13 protein-coding genes and 1 pseudogene are annotated in these 13,923 nt (G+C 57.4%); 12 read left to right on the top strand and 2 right to left on the bottom strand.

Features of this window, described 5'->3' with window-relative positions:
* The first annotated feature begins 52 nt into the window (after nucleotides 1–52).
* Nucleotides 53–709, top strand: a complete 657-nt coding sequence (locus tag BLR97_RS13145) for a TetR/AcrR family transcriptional regulator (RefSeq protein WP_089706989.1) — start codon at nucleotides 53–55, stop codon at nucleotides 707–709.
* Between the two features lie 125 nt (nucleotides 710–834).
* On the opposite strand, the gene BLR97_RS13140 is transcribed toward BLR97_RS13145, so the two are convergent.
* Nucleotides 835–1,728 (bottom strand): LysR substrate-binding domain-containing protein, encoded by an 894-nt coding sequence (locus BLR97_RS13140; RefSeq protein WP_089706988.1) that lies wholly within the window; start codon nucleotides 1,726–1,728, stop codon nucleotides 835–837.
* Nucleotides 1,729–1,912: 184 nt separating this feature from the next.
* Here BLR97_RS13140 and BLR97_RS13135 point away from each other — a divergent pair, with 184 nt between their 5' ends.
* Nucleotides 1,913–2,248, top strand: a complete 336-nt coding sequence (locus BLR97_RS13135) for a hypothetical protein (protein WP_089706987.1) — start codon at nucleotides 1,913–1,915, stop codon at nucleotides 2,246–2,248.
* Nucleotides 2,249–2,359: 111 nt separating this feature from the next.
* Here BLR97_RS13135 and BLR97_RS13130 read toward each other — a convergent pair whose 3' ends face one another.
* The gene (locus BLR97_RS13130) at nucleotides 2,360–4,495 is read right to left on the bottom strand and encodes a PhoX family protein (RefSeq protein ID WP_089706986.1); all 2,136 of its coding nucleotides are present in this window, start codon (nucleotides 4,493–4,495) and stop codon (nucleotides 2,360–2,362) included.
* A gap of 210 nt (nucleotides 4,496–4,705) precedes the next feature.
* Here BLR97_RS13130 and hemP point away from each other — a divergent pair, with 210 nt between their 5' ends.
* The 10 genes and pseudogenes from hemP (at nucleotide 4,706) to BLR97_RS13080 (ending at nucleotide 13,920) form a co-directional block, all read left to right on the top strand.
* Complete coding sequence (gene hemP / locus BLR97_RS13125) at nucleotides 4,706–4,870, top strand: hemin uptake protein HemP (RefSeq protein ID WP_089706985.1); 165 nt, start codon at nucleotides 4,706–4,708, stop codon at nucleotides 4,868–4,870.
* 107 nt (nucleotides 4,871–4,977) lie between these two features.
* The gene (locus BLR97_RS13120) at nucleotides 4,978–6,948 is read left to right on the top strand and encodes a TonB-dependent receptor domain-containing protein (RefSeq protein ID WP_089706984.1); all 1,971 of its coding nucleotides are present in this window, start codon (nucleotides 4,978–4,980) and stop codon (nucleotides 6,946–6,948) included.
* 31 nt (nucleotides 6,949–6,979) lie between these two features.
* Nucleotides 6,980–8,035, top strand: a complete 1,056-nt coding sequence (locus BLR97_RS13115; protein ID WP_089706983.1) for a ChuX/HutX family heme-like substrate-binding protein — start codon at nucleotides 6,980–6,982, stop codon at nucleotides 8,033–8,035.
* Complete coding sequence (locus tag BLR97_RS13110) at nucleotides 8,032–8,943, top strand: heme/hemin ABC transporter substrate-binding protein (protein WP_244511307.1); 912 nt, start codon at nucleotides 8,032–8,034, stop codon at nucleotides 8,941–8,943. The genes BLR97_RS13115 and BLR97_RS13110 overlap by 4 nt, the downstream gene beginning before the upstream one ends.
* On the top strand, nucleotides 8,940–9,980 hold the full coding sequence (locus BLR97_RS13105) for a FecCD family ABC transporter permease (protein ID WP_244511306.1): 1,041 nt from the start codon (nucleotides 8,940–8,942) through the stop codon (nucleotides 9,978–9,980). The genes BLR97_RS13110 and BLR97_RS13105 overlap by 4 nt, the downstream gene beginning before the upstream one ends.
* A gap of 53 nt (nucleotides 9,981–10,033) precedes the next feature.
* A pseudogene (locus tag BLR97_RS13100) lies at nucleotides 10,034–10,735 on the top strand (ATP-binding cassette domain-containing protein); the annotation flags it as partial.
* Between the two features lie 126 nt (nucleotides 10,736–10,861).
* A complete protein-coding gene (locus tag BLR97_RS13095; RefSeq protein ID WP_089706981.1) occupies nucleotides 10,862–11,236 on the top strand; it encodes a YbaN family protein in 375 nt (124 codons plus the stop codon).
* A 143-nt stretch (nucleotides 11,237–11,379) separates the two neighbouring features.
* Nucleotides 11,380–11,577, top strand: coding sequence for a hypothetical protein (locus tag BLR97_RS13090; RefSeq protein WP_089706980.1), 198 nt, complete (start codon nucleotides 11,380–11,382; stop codon nucleotides 11,575–11,577).
* Between the two features lie 77 nt (nucleotides 11,578–11,654).
* Nucleotides 11,655–13,010, top strand: coding sequence for a magnesium transporter (gene mgtE, locus BLR97_RS13085; protein ID WP_089706979.1), 1,356 nt, complete (start codon nucleotides 11,655–11,657; stop codon nucleotides 13,008–13,010).
* Between the two features lie 169 nt (nucleotides 13,011–13,179).
* Nucleotides 13,180–13,920 carry a sulfite exporter TauE/SafE family protein gene (locus BLR97_RS13080; protein WP_089706978.1) on the top strand — a complete coding sequence of 247 codons (741 nt, stop codon included), beginning with the start codon at nucleotides 13,180–13,182 and terminating at the stop codon, nucleotides 13,918–13,920.
* Nucleotides 13,921–13,923: the final 3 nt, after the last annotated feature.

The raw sequence follows: 13,923 nt of genomic DNA, 5'->3' as shown, positions 1-13,923 counted from the left end.
CTGTACGTGAACGTTCAATATTTATTTACTCAATGGGCACGGATTGCACCAGATGACAGACTCTCAACATACCTCGCCTGAACCAAAGCGCCGCGCGGGCCGACCCAAGGATATGGCTAAACGGGATGCCATGATGGATGCAGCGACAAGTCTGTTTTTTCGTTACGGCTTAGAGGGCGTAACGATGGAAGCCGTTGCCCGAGAAGCGGGTGTTTCCAAAGTCACAGTCTACGGCCACTTTGTGACCAAAGAGGCACTGTTTGGCAGTGTGATCCGTCGTGAAACCGTCACCATCCGCCGCGGGTTAGATAAGCTGCCCGATACCCACGAGGCGGCGCGCCAGTCGCTGATCGAGGTCGGCTTGAGTCTTGTGCGTTTTTTATTAGAGCCCCATGTGCTGGCGGTCGAGCGGGTGATGAATGCTCAGGGTGAGCAGTACCCGGAGTTGCTACAGGCTTATTTCGAGGCAGGCCCCTGGGCAATGCAACAATGGCTGGAAGATAAGTTAACAGGGTTAGCCAGTGCCGGGCACTTAACGCTTGGCACGCCCTCACTTGCTGCCGACCAGCTGTGCAGCATGTGGCAAGGCATGCTGGTCACCGAAGTCAGCATGGGTGTACGTCAATCGCCCAGCGATGAGGAGCTTCACCGCCAGATCAGTAGCGCCGTGGATGTGTTTTTGGCGGCGTATGGGAAGCCCGAGCGATAAACGTGAATCACAAGGGTTTTATTACCCCCCCCCCACCACTCGGTGAAGCGCATCCACATTAACCAAGCGGGCGTCGGCCAGGACACTCATCGAAGAAATACTTCCGTTATCTTAAACTTATGACTTTATCCTTCCCGAAACGCCTCTACCACGCGTTCGGCCAATACCTCGCTGGCATCACTGCTGCCTGCACGCTTCACCAGCGCCACTTGATAATCCCCTAGTGGCGGCAATGAGTCGTTGTGGAGGCGTTTGAGCGGCGACCGGATCAAGCTTTTCGGGAAGGCCGTCACGGCCAAGTCGGCCAACATAGCGGCTTCCTGCCCGGCGCAGTGGTCGCAGGAGTAGGCGATCCGGTAATCAATACCTGCATGATCAAGGGCGTTCAGGGTAATTCTACGCCACGCGCACCCCTGCTGGGCCAAGGTCACCGGCAGTGGCGTTCGCTGTACGGCAACACCATCCTCACGGCCCGCCCACACTAACGGTTCGCTATGCACAATGTCGCCGCGTGTCGCCTGACCAGGCTCTACGCTCATCACCAGCGCCAGATCCAGCTCCCCATCATCCAACTGGGCGAGCAAATCTTTGCTGCGCCCCACCACCACATCAACCTGCACTGCTGGATGCGAGCGGGCGAACTGGGCGAGCACCGTAGGCAGGATACGCCCTACGACGTCGTCCGTGATTCCCAGTCCCACGCGCCCTTCTATGGTGGGGGCTAAAAACTGGGTGACGGCTTCGGCATTGAGCTTAAGCAACCGCCGTCCGTAGCCCAGAAGTACTTCACCCTCGGAAGTCAGGCGCACATAGCGCGCCTCGCGCACAAACAGCGTTTGCCCGAGCGTTTCTTCCAGGCGTTTGATCTGCATGCTCAGCGCGGAAGGGGTACGAAATAGCTGCTGGGCGGCACGGGTGAAGCCTCCACTCTCCGCGATTGTCACAAAGGTGCGCAGCACCTCGCTATCCAGTAGCGGTAAGGCAGCCCGGCTGGGAGCTATGGTAGAGAGTTGGTTCATCACGCCTACCTTTCAGAAAAACTTAACACCCAGTGTAGATCTTTTCGTTTGATTGATCCAAGTCAAAGCGCCAAGCTGATAACCAGAGGTCGCGACCCTCCACGTATTAACCACAGATCACCGCTGTCCAGCCGGTGCCCAGGCGCCGCTTATTGCACAGTCGTGGTGAAAAAGGAGGTGCGCGATGAAGTGTGAAAATCCGACCCAACATGCCCATCATGCATGGAAAAAAGCGAGCCAATTGGCACCGCCGCCCAAGCCGCCACAATTGCATTTTTACATGCCTGCCATGCCGTCAATGCGATTAATTCGCGCGATAGATATGCGCTGGTGGCGCTATCGGCGTCGGCGGCTTTTCCGCCGCCATATACTGCCGCTACTGGCCTACGACGACCAGATTCTGCTGGATATTGGCCATTGTCGTGAAGATATTCTTTGGGCCTACCGACTCCCATTGAAGGTCGATGCCCTTCACGCGTTAGAAGCCCGCCAGAAAAGCGGCAAGTTCAACAGGCCCTAAAAGCAAAAAAAAGCTTCGAACCCGGGAGAGGTTCGAAGCTTTTAATGAAGCCCTTAATAGCGTTTTAAGCGCCTAATATAGCGTCCAGGCTTTGTGCTCATCGCCTGCTTTTTACACCCCTATCGGCCCGCCATCGCTTTTTTGAATGACAACGGTCGATGCCCGAGGGCGAACCTGACCGCTAGCGGCGACAGTGGCGTCTTGCACCAATGCATCGCCATCAGCTGGCCAGTTACCCGGATGCTGAATGTTAATAAACAGCGCCGTTTTATCCGGCGTAGCAAATATGCCAGTGACTTCACAGCCGTTGGGGCCTACTGCAAAACGTTTAAGCTGCTGCTGGTTACTGCTGTTAACCACTGGGCCGGTGCCTTGAATATCGTCCAGCCCGTTAGGTACCACCGCGAGCAGCTGGTCGTTGGTGTGCTCCGTAACACCTTCGTAGCCGTTATCGGTTTGGATCCAGAGGATACCCTGGCCATCATCGCGCTCGTCGAACCAGAGTCCGTCGGGGCTCGCAAACTGGTTCATCTCACTTAAGCCCGAGTGGTTATCTGCATCGTCAGCAGCCGCACCAAACACAAACACTTCCCAGGTGAAGGCGTTGGGCAGCCGGCTTTCCCGCCAGCGGATAATATGCCCTTGCTCGTTATTAGCGCGCGGATTAGCCGCATTAGTCGGTGCCAAATCGTAACCCACGCCCGTCTGCTCAAGGCTATCGCCACCGTTGGTATAGGTTGGCGATGCACCTTCTTCGATGCGCTGGGAATTATTGGTGAGTGTGAGATACACCTCGCCTGAGGCGGGGTCAACGGATGCCCACTCAGGACGATCCATTGGCGTGGCTCCCATTAAATCCGCTGCATCGCAGGTGTTGATGATAATACCCGCTCTATCGTCGTCGGCCAGGCCCAGTGCCGCTGCCAGCGTGCGGCCACCGCGTGTTTGAGCGCTTGGCGTCAATGGCAACCACTCACCGCTGCCGTCGGCATGAAAGCGCGCCACATAGAGAGTGCCGTTATCCATATATTTATTGCCAATGGCAAGGCGGTCGTACTTCTCACCGGGGCGGTTAGCATCGGCGGGATCCCAGGCAGCGTCAGACACGTATTTATATACGTATTCGTTACGAGCATCGTGACCTGAATAGAACACCACCGGCTGGCCCGCTTCCAGCTTGCCTAGCCAGCAGCCTTCATGGCGGAAACGGCCAAGTGCTGTGCGCTTAACCGCGAGGGCATCGCTATATGGATCAACTTCCACCTGATAGCCGAACGTGCGCGCCTCGTTGCGGTAATCGTCTACGGCGCGATCGCCGCGCGGGGTGATATCAAAGCGGGCAAACTCGTCATTCTCTTCAGAGGCATCGCCTGCCGAGGTGTCCCAGCCATAGCGGCTTTTATCGGTAGGAATCCCGATACGTGCGTCGTCCTGGAAACGCTCACCATGATTCACAAATATGTTGGGCCAGTTCTCTTCGCAGGCAATATAGGTTCCCCAGGGCGTTACCCCATTACCACAGTTGTTATTGGTGCCACGTGTTTGAGCGCCCTCAGGCGAAAAGCGTGTTTTGACGTAGTCACTGCCCGCCACTGGCCCAGAAAGCGCCATCACCGTCGCGCTGGTAAGGCGGCGGTTATAGCGCGACCCAGGCACATGCACCCATTGGCCATTGGCGTCTTTTTCAACCTCAACAAGGGTGACACCGTGAGCGTTGATCTCAGTGCGCGACTCATCCGCAGGCCGCTGGCCCTCTTCCACGTTAGTGGGGCCGCCCTGAGGGGCCCAGAGCGCCGCCTGGTCGATATATTCATTGTTTAGCGCCAGCACAAAACGCTGCGAGGCGTTGTCGACATCCAGGGCAAAACCGGCCATGCCGTCGTGATGCATACCTACGCTCTCTAATTGGTGTTCCGGGGTCATGGGTTGGTCAGGCTGCCACGAAATATTTTGATTCAACGGGGTGCCCCATGGCACCAACACCTGAGCAACGTAACCTTCCGGCACCACGACGGCATCGGTAAGCGACCCATTCACCGCCTCAAACGCCAGTGTTAAAGGCGTTTTTTGCGCCCCGCTTGAAGCGAGCGCTTGGGCAGCCCCGCCAAAGCTAAGCATTGAGGCGGCCGCCACGCCCAACCCTCCACGCATTACATCGCGCCGGGACACATGCCGCGCCAACACCTCAGCAAAAGGTTCGTTGCCACTGTGGTTAAACAGACGATGATCTTCGATCTCTTTGCTCATTTTAGTCTCCCCCTGATCGCTTTTACGCTAACGACTTCACAGAGGGGTAGGCTAACTAGGCTAAATGTCAGTGCGATGACGGCGTGTCTGCATTTATATGAATAATGGCGAAAGCCATCACACCTCTGTCTGCCAAATTCTGTTGAGAGAATTGCTCAACTTTGCTAGATTATCGCTAATAGTTATCATTAACATAAGGAATTAGATCTTATGCCGCTGTCCGATCAGCGCGCTAGGGGCAGCACGCCTACCGCTCCACAAGAGGTGGATAGCCATGATCTGTTGGGTGATGCGGGGCAGTTGGTTATTCACCATGAACAGCGGCGCTACGTGCTACGCCGCACCAAAAGCGGGAAACTCATCCTGACCGCTTGAACGTTTTATCTAGAGAAATTCTAGAGACAATCGCCAGCCAGGTCGCGGGGCAACCGCACTCAGCCAGCCATTTTCAATCATTTCTGTTAGTTGGAACCGTCTGGCTCATGACTTATACACGCTCTCTCAGTGGCCTTTGCCTGGTTTTTCTTCCATTGCTTTCAGTACACGCAGCAGACCTCGATCCTGTCACGGTCACCGGCACCCGAGCACCAACCGATCTTTCCCGGGCGCCGCTGATTATCGATATTATCGATCGCGATGACGCCGTGCTGGCCACCGCCAGCCGCGTTGAAGACGTGCTGAGCCGCCAGCCTGGTCTCCACGTTGCTGGACAAGGCCGCCGCAACGGCCAAACCCTGAGCATGCGTGGCTTTGACCGCAAAGGCGTACTGGTGCGTTTGGATGGGGTTCGTCAGGACATCTCTACCGGCCACATCGGCAACTTCTTCCTCGACCCGGCGTTGATTCAAGAGGTACAGATCGCCCGGGGTGCGCTCTCCAGCCTATATGGCAGCAATGCCATGGGCGGTGTGGTCAGCTTCACCAGTGTGGATGCCGATGATCTGCTTGCCCCAGGCGAAGACAGTGGCGTGCGCTTGTCAGTGGGAGGCGCCACGGCCAGCGACGAGCTGCGCGGCAGCCTGACCACCTTTGGCCGCCGCGACACCGCCAACGGCCAAGTCGATGGACTGTTTTCCGTGGGCCGCAGTGAATCCGGCGATATTCGCCGCGCCGGAGGCGATGAAGCCGAAGAGGATGCCGCCCTCAATAGCCTGCTGCTAAAAGGCGGTTGGGAGCCAAGCGACGACCAGCGGGTATTTATGAGCTGGCAGCATTACGACGAAAGCGCCACCCAGCCCGCCAACCCACAGCAGCTTTCAACCGATGCCAGCAATCCGCTGCGTGACCGCGATGTGGAAAGCAACAACGTCCAGTTGGGCCACCGCTGGCAGCCCAGCGGGGTAACCGAAATCACCTCTCGGCTTACCTTTAGCCAGCAGGCTATCGACGAGCCCCAGGCCAACCGCACCCTAGAGCGGGTCGGGCTACAGAGCGACGGCTACCACGCCATGGATCATGGTTGGCTCTCGCAAACGCTGGTGTTCGGTGCCGAACTGGAGCAGGCCCGCCAACGGCCGGATGGCGACGCCAATGGCTTCCCCGACGCCGATATCGACACCCAGTCAGCTTATCTCGACACCACCCTTACCGCTGGACGCTATCTAGCCGACGGCGGCGCCGGGCAGTTTGATGTTGGTTTGGGAGCCCGCTACGACCGTTACGACGCCAGCGGCCAAAACGATGCCGATAGCGTCCACGACCAAGTGTCACCGCGTTTTCGCCTTGCCTGGCGGCCCGATGACGCTTTAATGCTGTTCTCGGGCTACGCCGAAGCTTTCCGGGCTCCCAGCCTTTCCGAGCTTTACGCCAACGAGCGCCATTTTGCCGGTTTCTGCGCCGGGCCCTTCTTCTGTACACCGGATAACTACTGGATTCCCAATCCCAACCTCTCGCCTGAATCCAGCCACACCTGGGAGAGCGGCGTGGTGTGGCACCAAGGCGACTGGCAGCTGCGCGCCAGCTACTTCGATACTCGCGCGGACGACTTTATCGACACCCAAGTCGACATTATGGCGGGCACCACCCAAGCGGTGAACGTACAGCGCGCCCAGCTGTGGGGCTATGACGCTCGCGTAACTTGGCAGCCCAGCGCCTTCCCGCTACTCACCAGCTTTGTGGGTCTTTCGGAAGTGTCCGGCAAAGACCGCGACACCGGCGAACCGCTGGGCAGCCAAACGCCGCAGGAAGCCACGTTGGGGAGTGACATTGCGCTTCACGGTGGCGATGTCCGCTTAGGCTGGCAGGCCCGCTTTGCCCGCGCGTTTGACAAACAAGGCGATGACGAACGCCTGCCCGGCTACGGGCTTCACGATGTGCATCTCGCCTGGCAAGTCACTCCGGCCGTTGATACCTCGCTGCGTCTCGCCAATATTGGCGACAAGGTGTGGTACCGCCCCGACGGCAGCCTGGGCGATGGACGCAGCCTGTTCGCCACCCTTAACTGGCAGTGGTAAATCCATGCAGTGAACCCTATCGAGGTACGTCATGATTCCATCCCAACAGATCGCGATTATCGAAGCTTTTGACGCGGCACGCGCCGCGCAGCCGCGGCTACCCGCGATTGAAATTGCCGAACGTTTAGCCATCAGCGAAGGCGAGCTTCAGGCTGCCCGCCTGGGCCGTGACGTCTGGACACTGCCACTCGCGCCCAACGATCTCGCCGCCCGCCTGCCACAGTTGGGGCAGATTAAAGCACTGACCCGCTCGCGACTGGCCGTGCTTGAGCAAACCGGCGACTACCCAGAACTAAGCGGCGGGGAGCATACGGGGCTGCTGCTCGATCCCGGCGGCCTGGACTTACGGCTACTCTACGCTCACTGGCACTGGGCCTGCTTGATTCGCGACCCGATGCCTTCCATCAATGAGGAAGAAGCGCAGTGGCGTTGGAGCCTGCAGATATTCAATCAGCATGGCTGCGCCGTTCACAAATGCTTTGCCCTGGAGCATCCGCTGCCGCGCCCCTGGGGCACTTTGGCGGCCTTGAGCACTCGGGACACCCCGGCATTTACCCAGAGCATGCCGCGCCTAAAGCGCCCGCTCCCCGACGTGCCCACGCTTGCTAGCGAATGGGGCACGATGCGCGATGTACACCAGTTCTTCGCGCTCCTCCAGCGCCATCATCTTGAGCGCATTGAGGCCAACCAGTTAATGGAAGGCCGCTACAGCCGCTCATTGCCCGTGAATACTCTGGAAACCCTGCTCAATCAGGCCAGCCACCGTGCGCTGCCGTTGATGCTGTTTGTCGCAAGTCCCGGCTGCGTGCAGATTCGCACCGGCACATTGCCCGCCCCGCAACGAGCCCGCGGCTGGCTGAACCTTTTCGGCGAGCAGTTCACGCTGCACCTGGATGACGCCACGATTGACCAGGTATGGCAAGTCAGCAAACCCAACCGTGACGGCGGCGTGACCAGCATCGAAGCCTTCGATTCAGAGGGCTCTCTAGCGCTGCAAATTTACGCGCAGCGCCAGGAAGGCCGCGGTGAGCGCCCCGAGTGGCGGCAACTGCTGGATGAACTCGACAATCAAGAGGCAGTGGCATGAACCCTTCAAAAACTCGCCTCTTGGCAATGATGGCCTTAGGGTTGCTGCTGGCAGGCACACCACTGGCTCAGGCTGAGGAGCGCGAACAGACTAGTGAACGCTGGGTGGTACTGGGGGGCGATATAGCGGAAACCCTGGCCGCCCTGGAGGCTGATATCAACGTTATCGCCCGGGACGACACGGTAGTGCATCCGCCCGCCATGGCGGCGCTACCCTCGGTGGGTTACCTGCGCCAGCTCTCGGCGGAAAGCGTGCTGTCGGTTAAACCTGACCAAGTGCTAGCCGCCGGATCAGCAGGCCCCAGGGAAGTACTGGCACAGTTGGAGGCGGTGGGAGTCAACGTCGCCACCATCAACGCCCCACCCAGCCTTGATGCCATTGCCGATAAAGTCCGCGCCGTTGGCCAATTAACCGACCGTCAAAACGCCGCAGAAGCCTTGGCAAATGACTTGAACGACAAACTTAACCGGCTGGCCAGCATGCCCGTCCTACCGCCAACCCGCGCGATGTTTATCATGCAGCATAGCGGCTTAACCCCTCGGGCGGCAGGCAGCGACACCGCAGCGCATAGCGCGCTTGAAGCGGTGGGCCTGGACAATGCCTTCGCCGAGATGCAGGGCTACCACAGCGTGGGCGCCGAAGCGCTGGCCCGACAATCGCCGGACGTGGTGATTGTCTCCGAACGGGGCCTGGCAGCAATGGGCGGTAAAGCCGCGCTATGGCAGTTACCCGGCTTGGCGTTAACCCCCGCAGGCCGCAAGCAACAGCTGATTGTGGTTAACGTTCAAGCCCTGCTCGGCTTTGGCCCGCGTACCCCCGATCAATTACTCGCTTTGCGCCAGGACGTCGAAACACTCCTGGGCGCATCGACTAATGCTCAGAAAAGCACCGCCAAGATAAGCCCATGATTGCCATCCTCAACGCTTACCGCTTTCGAGCGCGGCTGCCGATTAATCGAGCAGTCCGAGTGCTCGTCGGATTAACCGCCGCGCTGCTGCTGGCCTTGGGCTGGTCAGCCGCCTCCGGCGCGCTGGGCATTTCCCCCTGGGGCTTACTCAGCGGCCAGGCCGACCCGCTCAGTGTTCAAGTGTGGTGGCAGCTGCGTCTGCCGCGCTTGCTACTCGGCGTGGCGGTGGGCGCGATGCTCGCCGGTAGCGGCGCCGCCATGCAGGGGCTATTTCGTAACCCGCTGGCCGACCCGACCCTGCTCGGCCTTGCCAGTGGCGCCGGGCTCTTTGTGGCGGTGTGGATTGTGCTGTTTCAGGATAGCGGCGCCGGCAGCCTATACGGCCAGTTTGCAGCAGGCTTTCTGGGCGCCTTATGCGTCTGTTTGATTGTCTTTGGCATCGCCAAGCGCCAAGGCGGCGGCAGTGCTGCCGTGATGACCCTGCTGCTGGCTGGCTTGGCCATCAATACCCTGGCTGGGGCTGGCGGTGGGGTTTTAGCCTTTATCGCCAGCGATGAGCAGCTTCGCCAGCTTAGTTTATGGGGCATGGGCACGCTGACTAACGCCCTGTGGCGCACCACAGCGCTCGCCCTGGTGCTCATTGCCATTGCCCTGTGGCTGTTAATGCGCAGCGCGCGCGAACTTGACCTGCTGCAGCTAGGCGAGTCCACCGCTCATGCGGCGGGGCTGGATGCGGCGCGTTTAAAACGCCGGGTGGTGGTCGCTACCTCGCTGGGCGTCGGGCTTTGCGTGGCGCTCACTGGGGTGATTGGCTTTTTGGGTCTGTTGGTACCCCACTGCCTGCGGCTCTGGCTGGGGCCTGGCCACCGGTTGCTACTCCCCGCCTCGATGCTGGGCGGCGCACTGCTGCTGGTCGTCGCCGATACGCTCGCCCGCACCGTCGCCGCCCCTGCGGAAATCCCCGTCGGGTTACTCACCAGCCTGCTGGGCGGCCCCTACTTCCTGTACCTACTGATGCGCAGGAACCGAGCATGCTAACGCTTCACCAAGCGGGTTTAACCACCACGCCCTCCATCGCTCCATTGGACGGTACCATTCGTCCCGGCGAGCTGCTTGCCATTGTCGGCCCCAACGGCGCGGGCAAGAGCACGCTGCTCAGCATGCTGTCAGGCTTTCGCCGCGCCGAGCAGGGCGAGCTACGTTTAGATGGAAAACCTCTAAACGAGTGGCCTATCGCAGAACTTGCCAATCGCCGAGCGCTAGTCGCCCAACAGGAACTCCCCGGCTTTGACTGGCAAACCGACGAACTGTTGAGTCTAGGCAGTAACCCGGCTAAATCACTGGTAGCGGCGCTATTGGACGACCTGGATCTAACCCATCTCGCCAAGCGTAGCGTGCTCTCGCTTTCCGGCGGCGAACGCCAGCGGGTGATGATCGCCCGCGGCGCCTGCCAGCTTCTCTCAAGAGGTTCTCCTACCGCCAAGGACGGCGGTCTTTTATTGCTGGACGAGCCGACCAGCGCCTTGGATATCGGCCAGCAGCAGCGCCTGATGCGCCAACTACGCGCCTGGGCCGAGCAGCATCGCATAGCGATTGTTTGCGTACTCCACGACCTTAATCTCGCCAGCACCTACGCCGACCGGGTATGGCTGCTGCATCAAGGAGAGCGTATTGACCACGGTTTACCTAACCAAGTGCTTAATCCCCAGATCATCGCGGATATTTATGGTGCAGAGTTGCAGCATATAGAGGGGAGACGCCACGGTAAGCCCTTACTCGCCCTGATGCCTTGATCATCCATTGAGCCGCTTTTTCCCTCACCATGGCATTCGGTTGACAAACAAGCTCATATTTACCTGCTAGCATTAACCGCGAGCACGGCGTGTTAATCCGTTTTGCGTGCTAAGCCAGGAGTAAGGATGAGAGTTATACGCGCCCTATGGATAGCATTGGCGGCGATCAGTTTCAGCATTGGTGTGCTAGGGGTTTTTCTGCCTCTACTACCTACCACCGTGTTTATGCTGATGGCCGTTTATTGCGCCTCTAAAGGCTCTCCCCGTTTTGAAACCTGGATCCGCTCCCGCCACTATGTAGGGCCTGTGCTGGTCACCTGGGAGCAAGAGCGCGCCATACCCCGGCGCGCAAAGCTGGCAGCCGTTAGCACGATAGCATTGAGCGCGCTGATCACCGCTTGGTCACTTGGCCCCGGCTGGACACGCTGGGGGGTAATCGCCCTACTGATGCTGATTGCGCTATGGCTGGCCACCCGGCCGGAGCCTTCTTCCTCGCCTTAATCTGCTTCTCTGTCACAGAGTCATAAAATCAGGATCTAGCGCCTCAATGCCGCCAATCAAATGTTTCAGCCCCAAAATTACTGTAAAAATGCAGGGCAGAATTTAGACTCGGCGTATAAGATTACTACTAATGAGGATACGCCATGTCTTCAACACTTCCCGCTTACCTCACCTTTGACGATCTTGTTGCGCAATGCACAGCCCCGCTGGGCTTCACCCAAGGCACGCTGACCTGGGCCGACGCCGCCGATGAAATGATGGGTACTGATGTGCCGCCCGTTTCCGCTCAGCAACGCTTGGCCGACGGCGTTCGCGTGGCTTTCAGCCAAGCCAGTCTATAAAATCAACAAAGCGAGCCGCCAAGAGTTTTCAATTTTTCTGCCTTAAGAAGGCCTGGTTTCCAAAAAGGACGGATGCTATGCGCGATGATGATAAATATACTAATACCGAAGAGCATCTCCTGTACTTACAGAAGCTTCTAGACACCCCAGATACGGCGGCTCTACAAGATTTTTTCACTGAACTAGACACCTTACACATTGCACGGACACTTGAATCTTTTCCGGCTAAAACACGCGATTTTCTTTGGGAATTTATTCCTGAAGATTTAATCGGCGAGGTTCTCGCCGAAGTCGACGAAGACATTCGTGCTGACTATATCGAAGGTTTGTCGGCCAGCGATATAGAGAAAATTGTTAAAGGTTTGGATGCTCAAGAAGTTGCCGAGGTATTAGATGTTGCTGATGAAGAAATAAAAACCAGCGTTTACGCCAGCCTGGATCAAGATATACGCGCCCATGTTGAGAATCTTCATGCCTATGAGGAAGATGTGGTTGGGCGCTACATGGACCCTGAGACGGTTAATGTAAAGCAAGGTGTGTCGTTAGAGGCCGTGCAACGCTATATTCGAATCCATCACCTGCTCGACGATGAATCGCAGCAGATCATGATTACGGATAAGGATAAGCGTTTACTTGGCACTTTGACTCTAATTGATTTAATAAAACAACCACAAGACGCCGTGGTTGATGATTATATGGATGATTTTTTTACCTTAAATGATCAAATGAAAGTCAGTGATGCTGCATCTTTATTACGCTCTAAAGAACTCCCTTTTGTACCTGTATGCGATAGTGATGGGTTATTGGTGGGGCAGCTAAATTCCGCCGACGTATTAGAAATCACCCAAGAAGATGCTGACATGACGTTAAAACATATGTCAGGCGTCAGTAACGAAGAAGAAGTATTTACCCCGATTACACGCAGCGCGAAAAGTCGCGGCATTTGGCTGGGCATTAATTTGTTAACGGCTTTTTTAGCGGCTTTCGTGATCGGGCAATTTGAAGCGGCATTAGACCAAATTGTGGCGCTGGCCATTTTGATGCCAGTCGTGGCAAGCATGGGGGGTATTGCCGGCAGCCAAACCCTCACCGTCGTTATACGCGGCTTGGCGCTGGGCCAGCTCGCCGGTAACAATATAAAATGGCTTTATAACAAAGAGATGTGGGTAGGCATGAGTAACGGCCTGGTTTGGGCGTTAGTCGTCGGCCTAATTTCCCACATTTGGTTTGGCGACGCCATGATTACGCTCGTCATCACACTGGCCATCTTTATCAACATGAGTCTCGCCAACTTATCTGGCGTATTAATTCCCATGGTATTGAAAAAGCTCCAGATTGACCCCGCGTTATCCGGCGCAGTGATTTTAACCACGGTTACCGATGTGGTTGGCTTTTTATCGTTCCTGGGGCTCGCGACGCTGATTATCCTTTAACCTTATCCTCTTTGGCTGATGCTAGATCGTTTGCCAATGCTTCAACCAGCGTCTTACATTAAAGCAACAGGACATTCGCCCGCTAACGTTTATCTAATGCTATGCTGATGTGCCTCGCTTCTGCGGGGCTTTTTTGTGCTTCACTCTTTTACAGCATACAGAGGCGACCATGCTCCCCGATTACTCCGTCATTGCTTGGCTGTTGATCGTATTTTCCGTTTACCTGACCGGCGTTTCCAAGGGCGGTTTTGCAGGTGGTTTTGGTACGCTGTCGGTACCGCTGATGGCGCTGGCGATTAGTCCAGCTCAGGCAGCGGGCCTTCTATTACCGCTGTTACTGGTGATGGATGTGTTCGCGGTGAAGGCATGGTGGGGCAAGCAGGCAGTGGCCGAGGTATGGCGCTTTGTGCCGGGGCTGTTTATCGGCGTGGCGGTCGGTACGCTGCTGTTTGACAGCTTAAGTGAGCAGGGCTTGCGCCTCGTGCTCGGCGTGATCACCTTGCTGTTCGCCACTTATATGTTGTTGAAGCCTGTCGCCAGGAAGCCTATTTCGACCCGCTGGGCGTTGCCCGCGGCGAGTGTCTGCGGCTTTACCAGCTTTATTGCCCATGCCGGTGCGCCACCGCTGAACGTGTACCTGCTACCGCGCAAACTGTCCAAAGAAACCTTTATCGCCACCTGCGCGGTGTCCTTTGCGGTGGTTAACGTGATCAAACTCGCGCCTTATATGTGGCTTGGCGAGATCAACGTGACCAGCGCCTGGGCATCGCTGCTGCTGGTTCCTATCGCCTGGATCGGTGTGCGCAACGGTCTCTGGTTGCAAAGCCGCGTCAACGAAGTGCTGTTTTACCGATTGGTGATCCTGGCGATGTTTTTAGTCGGCCTTAACTTGATTTATCAGGCTATTTAGCCG

Source organism: Vreelandella arcis, assembly GCF_900103865.1.
In the GTDB taxonomy this organism is placed as follows: Bacteria; Pseudomonadota; Gammaproteobacteria; order Pseudomonadales; family Halomonadaceae; genus Vreelandella; species Vreelandella arcis.
This window is presented reverse-complemented; position numbering and strand designations above follow the sequence as displayed.